The organism is Inquilinus limosus, from assembly GCF_051487185.1.
Lineage (GTDB): Bacteria > Pseudomonadota > Alphaproteobacteria > DSM-16000 > Inquilinaceae > Inquilinus > Inquilinus limosus_F.
This window is the reverse complement of the sequence record NZ_JAHVDK010000017.1, coordinates 1-19,292: the sequence shown is the minus strand read 5'-3', so window position 1 is coordinate 19,292 and position 19,292 is coordinate 1. Positions and strand designations below refer to the sequence as shown.

Annotated in this window: 14 protein-coding genes; 11 read left to right on the top strand and 3 right to left on the bottom strand. The window is 63.7% G+C overall.

The window, feature by feature from the left end:
* Positions 1–506 precede the first annotated feature (506 nt).
* The 3 genes from KXR53_RS19625 (at position 507) to KXR53_RS19615 (ending at position 3,599) form a co-directional block, all read left to right on the top strand.
* Entirely contained in the window at positions 507–1,808 is a 1,302-nt protein-coding gene (locus tag KXR53_RS19625; RefSeq protein WP_437376951.1) for an O-antigen polymerase, read from the top strand.
* Positions 1,805–2,380, top strand: a complete 576-nt coding sequence (locus KXR53_RS19620) for a hypothetical protein (RefSeq protein WP_437376950.1) — start codon at positions 1,805–1,807, stop codon at positions 2,378–2,380. Before KXR53_RS19625 ends, KXR53_RS19620 begins: the two co-directional genes overlap by 4 nt.
* A gap of 88 nt (positions 2,381–2,468) precedes the next feature.
* A complete protein-coding gene (locus tag KXR53_RS19615; protein ID WP_437376949.1) occupies positions 2,469–3,599 on the top strand; it encodes an SDR family NAD(P)-dependent oxidoreductase in 1,131 nt (376 codons plus the stop codon).
* 57 nt (positions 3,600–3,656) lie between these two features.
* Here KXR53_RS19615 and KXR53_RS19610 read toward each other — a convergent pair whose 3' ends face one another.
* The 3 genes from KXR53_RS19610 to KXR53_RS19600 all read right to left on the bottom strand — a co-directional run bounded on the left by KXR53_RS19610 (position 3,657) and on the right by KXR53_RS19600 (position 7,448).
* The gene (locus KXR53_RS19610) at positions 3,657–4,814 is read right to left on the bottom strand and encodes a glycosyltransferase (RefSeq protein ID WP_437376948.1); all 1,158 of its coding nucleotides are present in this window, start codon (positions 4,812–4,814) and stop codon (positions 3,657–3,659) included.
* Positions 4,815–4,884: 70 nt separating this feature from the next.
* A complete protein-coding gene (locus KXR53_RS19605; protein WP_437376947.1) occupies positions 4,885–6,156 on the bottom strand; it encodes a glycosyltransferase family 4 protein in 1,272 nt (423 codons plus the stop codon).
* Positions 6,153–7,448 (bottom strand): glycosyltransferase family 4 protein, encoded by a 1,296-nt coding sequence (locus tag KXR53_RS19600; RefSeq protein WP_437376946.1) that lies wholly within the window; start codon positions 7,446–7,448, stop codon positions 6,153–6,155. Before KXR53_RS19600 ends, KXR53_RS19605 begins: the two co-directional genes overlap by 4 nt.
* A gap of 627 nt (positions 7,449–8,075) precedes the next feature.
* Here KXR53_RS19600 and KXR53_RS19595 point away from each other — a divergent pair.
* From KXR53_RS19595 to KXR53_RS19560, 8 genes are all read left to right on the top strand, one after another.
* On the top strand, positions 8,076–9,176 hold the full coding sequence (locus KXR53_RS19595) for a DegT/DnrJ/EryC1/StrS family aminotransferase (RefSeq protein WP_437376945.1): 1,101 nt from the start codon (positions 8,076–8,078) through the stop codon (positions 9,174–9,176).
* 52 nt (positions 9,177–9,228) lie between these two features.
* Positions 9,229–10,266, top strand: coding sequence for an NAD-dependent epimerase/dehydratase family protein (locus tag KXR53_RS19590; RefSeq protein WP_437376944.1), 1,038 nt, complete (start codon positions 9,229–9,231; stop codon positions 10,264–10,266).
* Positions 10,267–10,451: 185 nt separating this feature from the next.
* Positions 10,452–11,522 (top strand): GDP-mannose 4,6-dehydratase, encoded by a 1,071-nt coding sequence (gmd, locus tag KXR53_RS19585; RefSeq protein ID WP_437376943.1) that lies wholly within the window; start codon positions 10,452–10,454, stop codon positions 11,520–11,522.
* Positions 11,506–12,546 carry a GDP-L-fucose synthase family protein gene (locus KXR53_RS19580; RefSeq protein ID WP_437376942.1) on the top strand — a complete coding sequence of 347 codons (1,041 nt, stop codon included), beginning with the start codon at positions 11,506–11,508 and terminating at the stop codon, positions 12,544–12,546. The genes gmd and KXR53_RS19580 overlap by 17 nt, the downstream gene beginning before the upstream one ends.
* Before the next feature lie 448 nt (positions 12,547–12,994).
* A complete protein-coding gene (locus KXR53_RS19575; protein WP_437376941.1) occupies positions 12,995–13,741 on the top strand; it encodes a Crp/Fnr family transcriptional regulator in 747 nt (248 codons plus the stop codon).
* 894 nt (positions 13,742–14,635) lie between these two features.
* Positions 14,636–15,460, top strand: a complete 825-nt coding sequence (locus KXR53_RS19570; protein ID WP_437376940.1) for a LuxR C-terminal-related transcriptional regulator — start codon at positions 14,636–14,638, stop codon at positions 15,458–15,460.
* Positions 15,461–15,502: 42 nt separating this feature from the next.
* Positions 15,503–17,755, top strand: a complete 2,253-nt coding sequence (locus KXR53_RS19565; RefSeq protein ID WP_437376939.1) for a GumC family protein — start codon at positions 15,503–15,505, stop codon at positions 17,753–17,755.
* Between the two features lie 30 nt (positions 17,756–17,785).
* Positions 17,786–19,060, top strand: a complete 1,275-nt coding sequence (locus tag KXR53_RS19560; RefSeq protein WP_437376938.1) for a polysaccharide biosynthesis/export family protein — start codon at positions 17,786–17,788, stop codon at positions 19,058–19,060.
* Positions 19,061–19,292 lie beyond the last annotated feature (232 nt).

The following is a 19,292-nucleotide window of genomic DNA, read 5'->3' as shown; positions in this document are numbered from 1 at the left end:
TCCACGCATGGTGATCTGGCAATCGGGTGTAGCGCTGCTGTCGGGCTTCATCCTTTTGCCGGTATATCCCCTCTCTCGGTCGTGCGTTCCGGAGGGCGGGCACCTCGCTGAACGGACTGCCCCAGGCCATCGCCGACCTGAACCCGCCCTTCGGCGTAGCGCTTCACTCCAATAGGCAGATCAGAGGTCCGCGTAAGGGGTGTTAGCGTCCCGTATGGATCTGAGGATCTGCCGCGCGCCGGATCGGCGCGGGGCTTCAGCCGGACGCGGACTGCAACGGGGCCGCCCCACGGAGCGACGCGCACCGCGATATGCGGACTGCGGCTGTGGCTTCGGCCATCCGCGATTGGCGTACTGTCAAGGGACGTTGACCATAGTATGACGATTGGAGTTCCAATCACCCGTGCTGGCTTGCACCAGCCTCTGATCGAGGCCGGAGGGTGGGGGCCGGGCTTCAGCCGTGATCCGAGCCACGCCGGCTCGATGATGATTGCGGCGAGCCCGCTGTGAGCTGGATCCTCACTGGGTTGCTGGCTGGCCTGTGCCTATGGCTGCTGGTCGCGGCGGCGACACGGCGCGGGAAGCTGTATGAGTTTCCCTTCCTGGCCGGTGCAATCACTTTCTCCTTTATCCTGCCGCAGCTGCCCGGCCTGGCGGTCGATCAATTCATGCCAGCCGGGCTCTATGCCAAGACCGTCGGCTTCACGGTTCTGTGCCTTGCCATGTGCCGGCTGGGCTGGATGCCGAACCGCCTTCCGGTGATGCAAGCGTTTCAATGGCAGTTCAGTGAGGGGCGGCTGCTTCTCGTCTCCGCCATCCTCTCGATAATTGGATCCTATTTTTACTACAAGCTGAGCCAGATCCCGATCGAGATGGCAGTCGCTACGATGTTCACCGGCTACTACGTGGTGCTGTCTTTCTTCTCCGAGTTCCTTCAGTACGGCCTCGCCATCGCCCTGCTGTGTTTTTTCAACAGGATGTCGGTTCCTGCCTTCATGATCATTGCAGTTGATGGAATGTTTTATCTAGAGCACATCATGAGGACCGGAAAACGCGGCGAGACGACTGAGCTATTCATACTTTTCGCGATTGCGATTTGGTTCAAATGGCGCCGGGCCGTGCCGCATTTTCTGGCGCTGGCAGGAGTCCTGGGCGGCACCCTGGCGCTGACCAGTACCGCGGACTATCGCCAGCTGAATGTTAAGAATGACGGTCCGGCATTGTCGAAGATCGCAGAGATTTCGGTCTGGGAGAACTTTGAACGGATCCTTGCCAAGGGTGGCGAGGAGATGCGCAACGCGATGTACAGAATTCATATGGTCGATCGGAACCAATCATTCGATTATGGCGCCTTTCATTGGGATACTCTTGTATGGAATTACATTCCGGCTCAAATCGTTGGAAAGGATCTGAAGGATTCCTTCATGATCGGTATCGAAGATCAATTTGATCGAGCGTATAACAAGCCGACCGGTACGACTGAGACGGGTATGACCGATGCCTATGCCTCATTCTGGTATTTCGGTGCCTTTAAGTTCTTCATCATCGCCTATTTCCTGAGCCGGCTCTACGGCGCGGCGATGGCCGGCCATACGGCGCCGCAACTCTTCTACATGCTGCTGGCCGTTCCGGCGATGCACACGATTTCGCACTACACGCAGTGGGTCCTCTCGGCATGGGTCCAAATGGTGCTGTTCCTCATACCCGCTCTGCTCTTCGCCCGAATTCGCAAGCAACCTGCACAGCCTTCGGCCGCCGCGACGATGACGCCGCCCCCGGCCGTCGCAGCGATGGGGAGGGGGTCGTGAAGAGCCTTGATGCACCGCGCCTCGAGCCACGCCTCGGCGGGCCGACCTTCGCCCTGAGCGACCGTCTGCGCCGCTTCGCCTGGTCGGTCTGCTGGAGCTTGCTCGGCGCCTGGACGCCGCGGCCGTTCCACAAATGGCGGCGCCTGGTCCTGTTGGCCTTCGGGGCGCGGATTGATCCGACGGCGCGGGTCTACGGCCAAACAACCATCTGGTGGCCGCCGCACCTCACGGTGGGACGGCATGCCGTGATCGCCCCCGGCGTGACCTGCTACAACGTCGTCCCCATCACGATCGGCGACTTCGCTGTCGTGTCGCAGGGCGCCCATCTGTGCACCGGTACGCATGATGTCGATGATGCACGGTTCCCGCTGCGGGCGAGACCGATCGTCATCGAGGCCCAAGCGTGGATCGCCGCAGAGGCCTTCGTCGGGCCAGGCGTCACGGTCGGCGAGGGGGCGGTTCTCGGCGCGCGCGGCGTGACCTTCCGGGATCTCGATGCCTGGACGATCTATGCCGGCAATCCGGCCCGCAAGCTGCGGGAGCGGACACGGTTTCCGCCGCCGCAGGGATGATCTTCGCGGCCGTTCCCAGCTGCGCTCGGTTATCGACCCCGGTGGGCCGCGGCTTCAGGCAAATTGGTTCAGAGCAAAGGTTGTGCAGATGCGATATTTCGTAACGGGGACGGCGGGATTTATCGGCTTTCACCTGGCGCGCCTGCTTCTCGCGCGGGGCGCATTCGTCGTCGGCTACGACGGGCTGACACCCTATTACGATGTGTCGCTGAAGGAGCGCCGTCACGCCATCCTGTCCGAGAATCCGCGGTTCAGGCCGGTGGTCGGCATGCTGGAGGACGCCAGTAAACTCCGGCAAGCAGCGCAGGAGGCCATGCCGGATGTTGTCGTGCATCTCGCTGCGCAGGCCGGTGTACGATACAGCCTGGAAAACCCGCGTGCCTATATTGATGCCAATCTTGTCGGTTCCTTCAACCTGCTGGAGGTCGTCCGGGAGCTCAAGGTTCGGCATGCGATCGTAGCCTCGACCAGCTCGGTTTACGGCGCGAACGCCAAGAGTCCGTTCACCGAAAGCGACTGCACGGACGAGCCGATGACCCTCTACGCCGCTTCCAAGAAAGCCGTGGAGACAATGGCCCATGCCTATTCGCACCTCTATGACATTCCGACGACGGCCGTCCGCTTCTTCACGGTCTACGGCCCGTGGGGTCGTCCGGACATGGCGCTGTTCAAGTTCGTTTCGGCGGCGTTGAGGGGGGAGGCGATCGATGTCTATGGCGAGGGCCGCATGGAGCGGGACTTCACCTATGTGGACGATCTCGTCGAAGCCATCGTCGGCCTCACCGAGGTGGTGCCGATCAAGGGCCGGCCGGTGATCTTCGAGAGGGGTGTGGACAGCCTCTCACCGATCGCGCCGTTCCGGGTTGTCAATATCGGCGGTGGCGCACCGGTGGGGTTGCTGCCTTTCATCGACACGATCGAGCGGCATCTCGGGGTGCCGCTGATCCGGCGCATGCTGCCGATGCAACCGGGAGACGTGCCCAGGACCTTCGCTTCGCCCGATCTGCTCAAGGCGTTGATCGGCTACGTCCCGCAGACCAAGGTGGACGCTGGCGTGCGCGCCTTCATCGACTGGTTCCGGGAGTATCAGAGCGGTCTGGAACCGGCCGCGCCGAGCGCCAACGAACGCCTTCGCCAGCCACCCGCCAAGTCTCCTCGCAAGCCGAAGGCATCTTCGCCAAGACCAGCCGGGGCGGTAGTCGATACCAACGCAGCCTGAGGGCAGGGGCCCCGCCCGCTTCGCCTGGTGGGGCCTGGCATTCCCCGGAGAGGGGCGTCAAGCGAGGTCGACGGTCTCCGGACATGTCTGAAGGCCCAGCAACCAGCGATAGACCCCCTCCAGCTCGGCCGCCACGACCGGCCAGGAGAACCGTTTCGCGACCAGGGCGCAACCCCGGCCCCCCATCGCCCGGCGTTCGTCGTCGGTCATGCCCATCAGCCGCCGGAGCCCGTTCGCGATGGCGAGTTCGTTCGGCTCGATGGCGATCGCAGCTCCGTATTCAAAGCCTTCCGGCAGGTTGCACTGCGGGGTGAGGAGCGACGGCAGGCCGTGAGCCCAGGCCTCCAGCGCCGCGTTCGGCATGCCTTCGCTGAACGACGGCAGGATGAAGGCGTCCGACGATGCGAAGGCTGCCGCCTTATCCGGGCCGTAGAGCGGGCCGACGAAATGCACCGTCTCGCCGACTCCCAGACCCGTGGCCAGCGCCTTCAGTTCCGCACAATAGGCTTCGGGGCCGGATCCGACGAAGACGAGATGCCAGGGCGACGTTGCCGGAGCCGGCGCCCGGCTGTTGGCCCAGGCCCGGATGAGGGGGGCTGGCCCCTTCTTCGGCGTGAGCCGGCCGAGATACAGCAGGATGCGCGCATCCGCGGGCAGCTGCGTTCTCCAGCCCGGGCGCGGCGGCATGCCATCGGGTAGGGCGGCCCCATTCGGGATACGGCAGATCGGCACCTTCAATCCCAGGGCCCGGATCGACTGCGCCTCCGAATCGCAGAGCGCATGCAGGCAGGAGGCCCGCCGCAGATGAGCGCCCTCATAGGCTCGCATGGCGATCTGCTTCTTCCAGCCATGGTTTGCGAGCGCCCAGGGGTCGAGCATGCCGCGCGGGCTGATCACCAAGGGCTTCCTGGTATGCGCGGCCCACTGCTTCGCCGCGATCGAGGTGTACATCCAAAGGCCGTGGACATGCAGCAGATCGGCATCGCTGCCGCGCAGTGCCGCCTGAAGGCTTCGGGAATAGCCGAAGCTGCGGGGCCCCTGGACGGGCAGCAGATGGACGGGCACATCCCCCCAGCCCACCCGGTCGGAGGCAGCGTCGCGATCGAGTGCGAACACCTCGATCGAGATCGCCGGCGATTGATGCATCGCCTGGCACAAGGCCCGGAGCGCAGTGGGAGGCCCGCCATCGGACAACGAGGCAGACGCCGTCAGCATGGCGATCTTGATCTGGGACGCAGCCCGCCCCTGTCGGGCGCGGGAGGGCTCGGACCGAGACCCGATGGGTTCATGAAGCATAGCGAACCTTCCGGGGAGTGCTGGCTGCCGGGGCGGTCCGGGCCGTCCCGAGCGCATCGCAAAGCCGCCGTCCATAGGATTGGATGTCGAAATCTTGGCCCCAGAGCCTGGCGTTCTGCGACATATCGAGAAGCCGGACGCGGTCGTCGTGGAGCAGATGGAGGGATTGGACAATGGCGTCGACATCGCGGATGGGCACGACAAATCCGTCCACGCCGTCCCGGACGACGCTGCCGGTATTGGGCGTCGTGATAACAGGGAGACCGGCGGCCAGAGCTTCATAGGTCACCGTGGCCGATCCTTCGCACATCGACGGCAGGAGGAAGACATCGGCCCAAGCGTATTGGGCAATGATCTCCAGCCGTGGAATAGGGCCGGTGAACTCGACCACCCCTTCCAGGCCGGCGCAGGCCGCCGGCGGGGCCACGCCTCTTCCGACCAGGCGGAAGACAGCCTGTCCTCTCATCCGTCTGGCCGCTTCGAGGACGTAGGGCGTGCCCTTGCGCAGGCCCAGGCTGCCGACGGTCAGGACCCGCAGCGGACCGTGCCGCCGATCGCGCATCGGGATCTGGAACCGGGTATCGACGCCGTAGGGGACGACGACGCAGCGGTCTATCGGGCCTCCATGTTCCGCCACGCTCCGGCGGACGAATTCGGAAGGGCAGACGATGAGGTCGGCCTCAGCCCATTCCGCCCTCTCACGAGAGGCATATGCCTCCGCGAACACATCCTTGGTGAATTCGGAGGACGTCCAGGCCGGAAAGCGCTCCTGCTCCTCGCGTTCCAGACGATCGACCAGCGCCCAAGCCGCGATGTTCTGCTCGACGGCCGTCCACAGGCCACGGGCCCGTGCCGCCTGGAGCGACTCCAGACATTCGCGGACGAAGCCGTAGAAGCCACTGGCCTGGCCGAAGCCGTGGCGGACGACGAGCTCGGAAAGGCGCTGGCCGGCATCGAGTTCCGCTTTCATCCTGTCATCGGGACGTGCGTGCGCCCGCATGCGCCGAAGTGCGAAGGACAGGCCGATGCTGGGGAAGCACGTCATCCGCTGGGGCGGGATGCCGAACGGCCTTCGTCCGAGCAGCCGCCGGAGCCCTGCCGATTGAAGCCGACGGGGGACATATCCGACCAGACGGGGCCATCCCTTGGTCGCGCAGATGTCGGTGTAGAAATGTTCCAGCATGCCGTGCGCGTTCAGGATACGCGGCACGGCATAATCCATGCGGGCGCCGAGCTGGCTGACGACCACGCGTCCGTTCATGGCCGACCCCTCTCGTCGGCAGGAATCGCCGTGTCGGCCCGTCGGGACGGGACGTCGCTGGCCGCCGATGGCAGAAATCGCGACAGAAGCTCGGTCCATTCGCGGCACCCTCGGCCTTCGGTGTAGTCGGTCTCGAAAAAGCGCCGGGCGTTCGCCGCCAGCTCGTTCAGCTGTTCGGGCGCTTCCCGCAGCTCGAGGATATGGCGGGCCAGGGTCTCGCTGTCGCCGATGGCGACTGCATGCCCGCAACGATGCCGGCGCAGGATGCCGCCGATCTCGCCATCCGGATCGCCGACGAAGAGAGTCGGCCGGCCGGCGGCGAGGATGCCGTAGAACTTGCTGGGGATGACGAAAGGTTCGAGCGGGGGCAGGAGCGACACCAGATGGATGTCGGCCAGGCCGAGGCTTTCGGCCAGGAGCTCCCGCGGCTGCAGCGGCTTGAGGATGATGTTGTCCAGCCGCTTCGCTCGTATCTCTGCTTCGATGGCCGCCCGTCTGTGCCCGCCGCCGATGAACAGGAAGCGGATGTCGTCCCGGTGCTTCAGCCGCGCCGCGGCGCCGAGAATGGTGTCGAATTCGTGGGCGCGCCCGAAATTGCCCGAATACCCGACGATGAAGGCGTCCCCCAGCTGCCAATCCTGGCGAAGCGGATTTGCTTCCCGGGGGATCGGCTGGATCGCCGCGCCGTCCGACCAGTGATGAACGACGGCGAGACGCTCGGCCGGGACCCGGCGGCGCTCGAGGAAACGGGCCATCCGGTCGATCGGTGCGACGTTGCACTGCGCCTGGCGCAGCGACCAGTCGCGCAGGGCGAGCGCCAGCCGGCCGGCCCAGCCTCGCCTGACGACGGACAGCTCCAGCGCGACTTCGGGAAACAGGTCGTGGAGCCAGTTGATCATCCGGGCCCTTTTCAGCCTGAGGGGCAGGGCCAGGGTGACGGAGAGGAGCGGAGGGTCGGTGCACACGACGCAGACATCCCCCGGCTTCGCATGCCGCAGCACCCAGAGCGCTGCGCTGAGGTGGAAGCTGATGTAGTCGAGTGCGCGGCCCCAGAGCCGGTCACGGCCGAAGCCGGATGTCGCCAGACGGTCGATGGCGATGCCGTTGATCGTCTCGCGGGCCGACAGACGCCTGCTCCGATCATTGTGGAAGTGCCGACTGGTCAAGCCTCGGACGGCAAGCCCCTTCCGGGCGAGCGCGAAAGCCAGGCTGGACGTCATGCGGCTCGTCGCCGACTCGTCCGGATACAAATAGCGGTTCGCCAAAATAATCTTCATCTCGCCGTCGCTCACGGATTGCGGGGGCTAACGTCAAGTCACGGGTCAAGAGTGCTGTTGCTGATGGAGAAGCAGCGAGGATTCGTGCCGAGAAACGCAACGGCGCCGCCTAGTTCCCGCTGGTTCAACGATGTATCGAACTGAAGCCGGAGATTGACCGGAACCATTGTGGCGGAGGCCTTCTTGGCCCAACAAGGGAGGCAAAGGCGGTATGGCAGCCGATCCGTCCGGGGCCATTCCCTTCACTTGTCGTAGGCGCAAGTCGATCGGTACGGAATTCGCTGGTGTCGGGATCATCTGGATGGAGGAGGCGGCTTCGCTGGCTGATCGTTTTTGCCGATCGGCGCTATCCCTCTTTGCCCGCCCCTCGGTTTTGTCGAGGGATGTATGCTGGCCCAGCTTCGAGACTTATTATTAACCGCAATTCCCTATGGTCGTCGATTTTCAGAAATAGGGAATGCGGGAATTGGTAATTAGTCTCCAAATTCACAAAGTTTTGTAGAATTTCTGAGATGCGGGGGTAAGCCGATCCTTCTGACGCGTCATGTTTCTTTGCCTGTGCCTCGAGACCCTGTTGGGACGACAGCTCCTCATGGATCAGCGCGACAGGTCGATCGATCGCGACAACAGCCTCAAGGGGCCATGATTCCGTTCCTCGATTTGGCGGCACAGCATCGCAGCATCGCGGCAGAGCTGGAGCGCGCGGTGCTCGATGTCATCAGAAGCGGCGATTACGCCATGAACCCCGCCATCATCGAATTCGAGGATGCCTTCGCCGCCTATTGCGGCGCGCGCGACGCGGTTGCCGTCAACGCCGGCATCTCGGCGCTCCACCTCGCCCTGCTGGCGGTCGGCGTCGGACCGGGCGACGAAGTGGTGACGGTTCCGGCCGCCTTCGTCGCGACGGTCGCGGCCATCCTCTATACCGGGGCGAAGCCGGTCTTCGTGGACATCGACCCGCAAACCTGGACGATGGACCCGTCGGCGATCGAGGCGGTCCTGACCCCCGCGACCAAAGCCATCGTCCCGGTTCATCTGCACGGCCGCCTCGCGGACATGGACCGGATCCTGCCGATCGCACGCCGTCATCGTCTCTGGGTGATCGAGGACGCCGCTCAGGCGCACGGGGCGGAACGTCACGGCGTCGCCGCCGGGACCTTCGGCGACATCGGCTGCTTCAGCTTCCATCCCGGCAAGAATCTTTGGGGGTGCGGCGACGGCGGCGCGATCGTCACCGACCGGACCGACCTGGCCGAGACGATCCGCTGCCTCCGGGATCTGGGGCAGAGCGGCAGGCACAACCACGTTCGCCACGGTTTCAACTATCGAATGGATGCGGTCCAGGCCGCCGCCCTCGGCGTCAAGCTTCGCTATCTGGACGAGTGGATCCGTGCCCGGCGGCGCATCGCCTCGGCCTATGACCGGGCCTTTGCCGGGGCGGCCATCCAGGTGCCGGCGGGGCCCGTCGGCGGAGACCACGCCTACCAGATCTACGCCATCCGGATTCCTGAACGGAATCTCGTCCGCTCGCGGTTGGCCGGGATCGGCATCGCCACCGCCATCCACTACCCGCTCCCAGTCCACCTCCAGCCCGCCTATGCCGGTCTCGGCTACGGGCCTGGCCGATTTCCCGTCTCCGAGGCGTTGTCGGCGCAGACCCTGTCGCTGCCGATCTATCCCGAACTGTCTGCCGCCGCGGTGGAGCAGATTGCGCGGGCGGTGAATGAGTTCTGCCGATCATGAGGCGCTTCGGCCGGCAGCCGCTGCGCCATCCCCACGAAAGGTGAGCCGCGTCATGTCCAGCAAAGCCGCCGATCTCGCCGGGAAACGGGTGCTTGTCACCGGTGGAGCCGGCTTCATCGGCTCGACCCTCGTCGACCACCTCGTATCGGCCGGATGCGACGAGATTCTGGTTGTCGACAACATGCTGCACGGTCGCCCCGATCATCTCGCCGAGGCTGTGCGGAGCGACCGGGTCCGGGTCATCGATGTGGATATTCGCGATCGATCCGCGATGGCCTGCCTCGTCGCCGGCATCGACACCGTGTTCCATCAGGCGACGCTCCGCGCCGGCCACTGCGTCAGCGAGCCTCGCCTTGCGATGGAAGTGATGGTCGGCGCCACCTTCGATCTGCTCGAGCAATGCGTCGCCTCCCGGGTGCGCAAGGTCGTGCTGGCCTCCTCCGCGTCGGTCTACGGCATGGCCGAGGGACTGCCGAAGCCGGAAGGCCATCGCAGCCTCCACCTCGATCGCACCCTTCACGGCGTGATCAAATCCTTCTGCGAAGGCCTGCTGCGCGCATTCAAGACTATGTACGGCCTGGACGCCGTGGCTCTCAGATATTTCGACGCCTATGGCCCGCGCATGGACATCCACGGACCCTACACCGAGCAGATGATCCGCTGGATCGAGCGGATCGAGGCGGCAACGCCCCCGATCATCTATGGCGACGGGCTGCAGACGATGGATCTCGTCCATGTCGACGACATCGCCAGGGCGAACATCCTGGCGGCGACCATGGACGTCTCGGGCGTGGCGCTCGATATCGGCAGCGGCTCGCAAACCTCGCACCGCGACCTCGCGCGGATGCTGGCGGGCGTGATGGGGCGAGGCTGGCTGGCGCCGGCGCACATGGCCGACCGGGGGGGCTTTCCGCTGGCCCGGCCGGCGGCGGATCCTCGGCCGGCCGAACAGTTGCTGGGGTTCCGCGCGGGCATGCCGCTCGAGACCGGTCTGCGCGGCCTGGTCGCCTGGTGGCGCCAAGCCTCGTCCTCGACCGCCGCCGCGGAGCCGGAAACCGGGGAAATCCCGCCGGAGGTGACGGCCCGATGAACCGGCGCCCGTCAGCCGCCGTTCCGCAGCGTCGGCAAGACGCCTGGGGTGAGGGCCGGGCCATGCCTATAGATGGAGGTCCTTCCCCTTTTGTACAGGCTGTCGCTCTGCTGCAAACCCCATAAATTATAACTCACAGTCAAAATAAAATCCCTCTGCCTTATAGTGGTTCTTCGGAGCTGATCATGCCACAGAAGATCGCCTTGATTGTTGGAGTAACTGGTCAGGACGGAGCGTATCTGGCAGAGCTACTTCTGTCGAAGAATTACATTGTTCATGGGATCAAGCGGCGATCCTCCTCTTTCAATACCCAGAGGATCGATCATCTCTACCAGGATCCACATAGCGATTCCGTCCGTTTCCATGTTCACTACGGCGATCTCACAGATTCCACCAATCTCTGCCGCATCATCCAGGACGTGATGCCGGATGAAATCTACAATCTCGGCGCGCAGAGCCATGTCCAAGTCAGTTTCGAGACCCCGGAATACACCTCGAACGCCGACGCCCTGGGCACGATGCGGCTGCTCGAAGCATTGCGGATCCTGAAGCTCGGCGACCGGTGCCGGTTCTACCAGGCATCGACCTCGGAGCTGTTCGGTCGCGTCCAGGCGGTGCCGCAGGATGAGCGCACGCCGTTCTATCCCCGCAGCCCCTATGCGATCGCGAAACTCTATGCCTATTGGATGACGGTCAACTACCGCGAAGCCTATGGATTTCATGCCTCGAACGGGATCCTGTTCAACCACGAGAGTCCGATCCGAGGAGAGACCTTCGTCACGCGGAAGATCACCCGGGCGGTCGCGGCGATCGAGCGGGGCCTCCAGAAGTGCCTGTACCTCGGCAATCTGGACGCGCGACGCGACTGGGGGCACGCGCGCGACTACGTCGAGGGCATATGGCGCATCGTCCAACAGGACGAGCCCGACGACTATGTGCTCGCCACGGGCGAGACCCACACGGTGCGGGAATTCGTCGAACTCGCGTTCCGGGTGGCGGGCCGCGAGATCGAATGGACCGGCAAGGGCGTCGACGAGAAGGGGCTGGACGCCAAGACCGGTATACCGCTGATCGAAATCGATCCTCGGTATTTCCGCCCGACCGAGGTCGATCTTCTGCTCGGCAATCCGGCGAAAGCCCGGGAGAAGCTCGGTTGGAGCCACACCACCTCCTTCGGCGATCTGGTCGCCGAGATGGTGAATTCGGATCTGGTCGCCGTCATGCGAGAGGCCGGACGAAATGACCGCTACGAATGACGATGCCGGTCGCCCGCCCCTCGAACTGCGCGGCAAGCGGGTCTGGGTCAGCGGTCACCGGGGCATGGTGGGGTCGGCGCTGGTCCGCCGGCTTGCGCGGGAGGATTGCACGCTGCTCTTCGTCGACCGGGCGACGGTCGATCTGACCAGCCAGGCGGCCACAGAGGATTGGATGCGGCGGGAGCGGCCGGACATTGTCTTCGCCGCGGCGGCGCGGGTCGGCGGGATTGTCGCCAATGCGACCTATCCGGCCGAATTCCTCTATGAGAACCTGATGATCGGCGCCAATGTGATCCACGCCGCCTATCGGACCGGTGTCGAGAAGCTGCTGTATCTCGGATCGAGCTGCATCTATCCCCGCGACACGGCCCAGCCGATCCGCGAGGACCAGCTCCTGACCGGGGCGCTCGAAAAGACCAACGAGCCCTATGCCATCGCCAAGATCGCCGGGGTGAAGCTGGTGGAGTGCTACGCCCGCCAATACGGCTGCCGCTTCATCTCGGCGATGCCGACCAACCTGTACGGCCCCAACGACAATTTCGATCTGGAAACGTCGCATGTGCTGCCGGCGCTGATCCGCCGAATTCATGAGGCGAAGGTCCGTGGCGAGGCGACCGTCGAGATCTGGGGGTCGGGACAGCCGCGCCGCGAGTTCCTGCACGTCGACGATCTCGCCGACGCCTGCGTGCTCGCCATGCAGCGCTACGAGGACCCGATGCCGATCAATATCGGAACGGGGGCCGACATCTCCATCGCCGATCTCGCTCTTCTGATCGCCAAGGTGGTCGGTTATGAGGGGGCTTTCACCTTCGACGCACGCCGCCCGGACGGCACCCCGCGGAAGCTGCTCGACATCGGACGGATCACGCGCCTGGGCTGGCGAGCCGGAATCGACCTGGAAAGCGGAATCCGGAACACCTATTGCTGGTGGCTGGGGGCAACGTCGCCCTACGCCGGAGAGGACGGGCGCCAGGGAGAGCAGGATCGCCCAAGCCGAGCGCCCAGCGCCTTGGCATTCGGCTAGCTCCGTGCATGCCGGGCCTGGCCTGACGTGACCCGGGCGGAGTTGAGGTCAAGTCTAATTTAATTAGTCCAAAATGTGATACAAATGTGGTATGCGATCATCGGAACAACCGATGATGTGCAGGACCGACAACGCTGTGGTCGCCTTTAAAAGATGGCCGGAGGTCGCTGACATCGACCATCGATCGGGCGGCTGCATATCTGAAAAATGGAGCAGAGGGAAGACTTCATACCCGTCAAAAGCGGTTTCAGAAAATATAACCTTAGATCGCAAGGCTTAAATAATACTGAAGGAGGTGGGTAAAAGACTTTCTTTGTGAGGGGGCGCTTCATCAATAGGATGTCGTTTTATAAAACGCATACTCGTTTATGGAAGATGATTTTTGTATTGATATTATCAATACTGAAAACGAACAAGGCGGCATCATGGACGGAGCATAGGTACGCATATGGCTGGATTGGAAGAGGCCCTTCTGTTGAAGATTGGCCGCTATTTCACCCCATCGCCATCGGAGGCCCTTGCTGTAAAGAAATTGCTCGCGACCCGCCGGCAATATGCAGCCCGAATAGAGATGCTTGAGGATGTTGAGAGGCATCATCGGATCTTCGTTCTGAATGATGGGTGGGGATATTCGTTCAAGGACCTCCCAAATGGACTGCGGCAGATTGTAGACTTCATTCTTCCGGGAGATTTTTTTGGTCTTGGCGGCATTTTTCTGAATGGAACCGGCCTCAGCTTCGCCAGCGTGACGCCGGTCGAAGCTGCTTCGATCTCGCCCCAATCGCTGCTCGCCATGTGCAGGCAGTGGCCGCGTCTCGGCGGCGCAATCCTCTGGAGCGCCAGCCTCGAGGGCTCCATTGCGGGCGAGCGCCTGATTGCGGTCGGGCGCAGGTCCGCCGCGGCGCGTGTGGCCCATCTCCTTCTCGAACTGTCTGTCCGGCTGGAGTTCATCGGTCAGGGCAATTCGTCGGGCTTCCTCTGCCCGCTCACCCAGCATGACCTCGCCAATGCTCTCGGATTGACGGCCATTCACGTCAACCGGGTGCTGCGGAACCTGCGGCAGCTGGGGCTCGTCGTCTTCCGGAACTCCGAGGTCGAGTTTCTGGACCGTGCCGGCCTGGTGGAGCTCGCTCATTTCGACCCGGCCTATCTCGGTCGGGGCCGCGCATCGTCGCGGAAGATTTTCAGCAGCTGAGACGGTGAATGCGAGGTTCGGCCTCGCGGGCGCGCATGTCAGGGCTCTGATCGCATTCCGGGCGTCGGGCGGCCTCCGATACAAGTCGTGTCGGGCACGGGATGCAGCGTGCGCGAGGTCGCCGAGATCGCCGAACGGATGACCGGCCGCAGCTTCGCGCAGCCTCGCGGCCGCGGCGCGCCGGGGATGCCGCCAGCCTCCTTGCGAATTCCCGAAAGCCGCAAAGCGCGTCGGGCTGGAAGCCCTTGCACAGCGGCCTGCGGACGACCGCCCGGTCGGCACGGGCGTGACGTGCCCGTCTCCGGGTGGCTTCGACTCCCCGATCGTCATGCCTCTGACGGATGCCCAGGGTAAGCGAGTGGGCGAGAGCCGGACCATGCAGCCGGCCGATTGAGCTGCTTCAATGGCAGCAGGACCCTGCTTCATTCCGGTCGGACCTATCGACCAAACCGTGGACGAGGGGGGGCGCAGGCGGCCCTGAAGAGGGGTGGCGTCATCCGCATTTCGGGCGGGCCGTGCTGCAATAAGAATGCCTGCGGCGCGCGGAATCGGGTTGGTCAACATATTCGGAGCATGCCCCTGCGAAGGGGTGACCCCAAAGGAGTACAGATCGCCTAATTTAGGTTAATTCCCAAAACGTCCGAACCACATATTATACCTTATGACACCCATGAGCCTGAGGGCGTCATGCGCGATGGCTCGGATTGTCCAATCTATACTATGCGGTATATGAATGTAGTGTGATGAAGCGGCAGTTTTAACTGCCGCGCATCGAGGAAGCGGAAGATTGCGGGGGGAGGCTGCCAAAAGACCGCGAAAGAAAAATTTAAATAAAACTTGAAACAACCTCACTCTGAAGGCGGAGGCGACCTTCCACCACAAGGGGGAAATAATATGTCGTATCATCTGGAATTTTCCACCAACGGCGCCGCCAAGAACTACATCGGATCGGCGGAAGCAAACTCGAAGTTGCACGATCTACAGGATATAGCCGGGTCAAACTCTCGCGCCGCAGGCGAGCCAATGGTTGTCGAGAACTCCAATAGCATTCGCATAGCCGTGATCGAGTATCGCAAACTAGAGCTGGAATGCTTGATCAGAGGATTTCGATCCAGGAACGCGAATCTGGAGGCGTCCGCCTTCTCAAGTATTGAGGGATGGAGGAATGCCGTTGAGTTGCACGATCAAATGTCAGCGATACTGTTTAATATCGGATGGCGAAATGCGACCGATCCCGACGTCATGGATGCCGTGAAGTCTCTGGCATCAGACTTCGCAGATATTCCGACGATCGTGATCGGCGATGTCGAAGACATGACTCATGTCATGAAGATTCTGGAGTATGGCGCCCGTGGCTATATTCCCACCAGCGTGGGTCTCGACGTCGCCATAGAGGCGGTCCGCCTGGCGCGCGCTGGAGGGATTTTCGTTCCGGCCAGCAGCCTCACCTCCTTCCAGCAGCATCTGTCGGGGGAGAAGCCGCCCCAGAACAGCGTGATGAATGGCCTCTTCACCGCCCGCCAAGCGGCTGTGGCCGATGCTCTGCGCCGGGGCAAGGCGAACAAGATCATTGCCTATGAGCTGAACCTCTGTGAGAGCACGGTCAAGGTGCACATCCGAAATATCATGAAGAAGCTCAAGGCCAAGAACCGGACCGAGGTCGCCTACAAGATCAACGACATGATGCCGAGAGGGGGTGGGCCGGAAAGGTCCATGTAGACGATATTGAATATTTTCAATTTTCCATATGAGTGACCAGCCGTGATTGAGATCACGCCAAATTCTGCTCACCATACGCGGAACCTGCAAGACTACCTCCGGATCCTGCGTCGGCGGAAATTGGCCGTCTGGATTCCGGTGGCCGCGGCGATGGGGATTGCCGCCTTTCTCTACACGCAGGCGCAGCCCCGCTATGTCGCAGAGGTCGTCATCGCGCTCGATGTCCGTCGGGTTCAGGTTCTGCCTGCGGATGCGGTGGTCTCACCGCTGCCCCAGGACAGCCCCGTTCTCCAGACCGAACTCGACGTCATCTCGTCGAGGACGATGGCCGACCGTGTCGCCGACATCCTCGAGCACAAGGGTTATCAGCCGGCGGACATCGCGCCGCCGCTGGCGGAAACCTTCCGGCAGAGAATTGAGCGGTGGATCGGAGACGGATGGCAGGCGGTCGTCGGCCCCCCCTCGCCGGACCAGTCGGAGCCGCAGTCCGAGGCAGAGGAGACGCCAATCCGGCGCGACGTGATCGATCGCCTGCTCGGCGACCTCCAGGTGAGCAACGACGGTCGCTCCTACACGATTTTCATCTCCTATACGGCTGAGGATCCCGAGTTTGCAGCGACTGCCGCCAATGCGTTCGGCGAGGCCTATCTCTCCTATCAGGCCTCGGTCCAGTCGGAGGCCACCCGGCAGGCGAGCGAATGGCTCGGCGCGAAGCTCGACGACCTGCGGCAGCGGCTCGAAGCCTCGGAGGCGGCGGCCGAACGCTTCCGCCGCGACGCCGGGCTCATCGAATCCGACGGCATGACGCTTGCAACCCAGCGGATCAATGCCCTCAATATCGAGCTCGTCCAGGCCCGGTCCAGCCGCGCCGACGCCGAGGCCCGCCTCGAGACCGCGAGGACGCTGTCGCGGAGCGAAGAGGGGCTGGACAATTTCGCCCAGGTGCTGAACTCCGGGACCATCCAGGCGCTTCGAGCCGAGCAGGCGAGGGTCGAGCGCAGCCTGTCCGAGCTGCAGGATACCGGCGCCGTCAAGAGCAGCCAGCTGCCGTCCTTTCAGTCGCAGCTGGTTTCGCTTAAGCAACAGATCGCGACCGAGGTGGAGCGCATCCTCAAGAGTCTCGAGAACGAGCTCGATGTCGCCCAGCGCAAAGAGGCCGCCATTCTGGCCGCCTTTCAGGAGGCTGGGGACGATCTGACCAAGACCAGCGACGCTCGGGTGCAGCTCAACCAGCTCGAGCGTGAGGCGACCGCCGACCGCACCATCTACGAGACCTATCTCAACCGCTACAAGCAGACGATCGAGCAGGAAGGCTACGCCATTCGGGAGGCCCGCATGGTCTCTGAGGCCGAGCCGCCATCCGTGCCGGCAAGCCCGAAGCTCGTTCCCTATGCCGCCCTCGGCCTTCTGGCTGGACTCGGCCTCGGTTTCGGTCTCGCACTGCTGCGCGAAAGCACCGATGACCGGGTCCGGTCGCCGAGCGATCTGGAAAGCGCGATCGGACTTCCCGTGATCGATCTCGTTCCCCGGATTCGCGGGGCGAAGCGCCCGACCGCCGTGTCCGCCTTCGTGCTGGATCAGCCCCGATCCGCCTTCAGCGAGGCCATACGCGCCCTCCGGTCGACGCTCCAGCTGGCGCCGGCAACCCGACGCGCACAGGTCCTGATGTTCACCTCGGTGCATGCCGGCGAGGGCAAGACCAGCCTGGCGGTGTCGCTGGCGCGTTCGGTGGCCAGGACCGGCCTCAAGGTCATCGTCGTCGACGCGGATCTCCGCAAGCCCGCGATCGCCGAGCAGTTCGGAACCGCCACGGCCTTGCCGCTGCCCGACGTGATCGGCGGCGTGCAGTCGTTCGAGGAGGCGATCCAGGTCGACCCGCGTTCACAGGCGCATTTCATCGCCCCGGCGCCGTCCGGGGACTCCTTCGATTTCATCCTCGGGGGCGTCCATCTTCGGGAGGCGCTGGCGAATTTGAGGAAACGATACGATCTCATCATCCTCGACACGGCGCCGGCCTCGACCTCCACCGATGCGGCGCAGATGGGGGGATTGGCGGACGCCGTGATCCTGGTCGTGCGCTGGGGACGGACGACCACGCAGGCGATCGCGACGACCGTCCGGCAGCTCGCCTTCCGCGGGGTCACGGTCTCAGGCGTGATCCTCAACGGCGTCCCTTCGGGGCGCCAGGGGCGCTACGAGGCCGGGCCTCCCGCCGCCGAATGGCCACCGGAGATCGATCATTCGCGTCCGCCGGACCTGCGTGGCCAGGCCATCGGCCTTGTAAAAGAAGCGTAGAGGCGAGGGCTTATGACCACGGAGACCCCGATGACGGCGACAAGCGTGCCGTGCTCACGGCGACCTTCAGGCCTGCGGATGCCGGGCCGTCTCCTTCCCGGCCTGCTCGCGGCTTTTCTCTGGATGGGACTCGCGACCCCTGCCGCGGCCGGTGCCGGGGCCTACCGCATCGGCCCCGGCGACACGCTGGCGATCACGGTCTACGGGCAGGAGACGCTCTCGGGGCAGTTCCGCGTCGGCTCCGACGGGATCATCGGCTATCCGCTGATCGGCGATGTCGAAGTCGATGGGCTCACCACCGGCGAAATCGCCAAGCGGATCGGGGCGGGGCTGGAGGAACATATCCCGTCGGGCAGCGCCGTGAGCGTATCGATCCAGGAGTATTCGCCGGTCTTCGTCCTGGGGGAGGTCGAGAAGCCCGGCCCGTATCCGTATCGGCCCGGCATGATCGCGCTGGAGCTCCTCGCCGTCGGCGGAGGGTTGAAGAAGCCCACCTTGACCACGGAGAACAGCCGACTCCAGCTCATTACCACCGAGCAGGAATATGCCGATCTCCAGCTGCAGCGCTTTTCTCTTCTGGTGCGCCGCGCCCGGCTGAAGGCGGAGATGGACGGGGCTGAGACCTTCGAGTTCGTCCTGCCCACGCATGACAGCATCCAGGATGCCGATGCTCTGAACCGGATCGTCGACGGCGAGGAGACCCTGTTCAGGGTCCGCAAGGAGGCGCTGGAGAGCCAAGATCGCGCATTGCAGGCTCAGCGCGCCAGCTATGAGCAGGAGATCTCCACGCTGGAGCAGGCCATCAAGATGCACAATGAGGAGTTGGCCCTGTTGGCAGAAGACGTGCAGGCGATGAAGACCCTGGCCGATCAGAAGCTGACCCAGCTGACCCGGCTGCGCGAGACGCAGCGCAGCTATTCGGTGGCCCAGCGCGATGTGCTGGAGCAGCAATCCTATCTCGCGCGTGCACGCCAGAATCTGCTGGACCTCGATCAACGGCGCCTCGAGCTGCGGAGCACGCGGATCAATGAGGATGCTGCTGAATTGCGGGAGGCGGATCTCGAAATCGCCCGTGCCGACCAGAGAATGGGCTCCCTCCTCGCCACCCTCTCGGAAATCAAGCAGGAAATGACGAGCGCGACCGAGGCTGTGGCGACCGTGACGACGAGCTATTCGATCACCCGGCTCGTCGATGGGCAGTACCAGGAGATCGCGGCGGACGAGCGGACAGAGATCAGGCCTGGGGATATCTTGCGCGCGACCCAGAAGATTGATCTGCGCGGTCCGCAATTGACCCTTAACTGACCCACCTCGCGGCCGCGCCGGCCCTGCGTCATCGTTCCTTTTGTCTTCCTCGGAAACGAGGCCGCCCCATGGGGTGGTCTCTCTACTCCACGGTGACGCTCTTGGCGAGGTTGCGGGGCTGGTCGACATCGGTGCCCTTGGCCACGGCGGTGTGATAGGCCAGGAGCTGCACCGGCACGGCGTAGAGGATCGGCGCGACGAAGGGGTCGACGCCGGGCAGGCCGATCGCCGC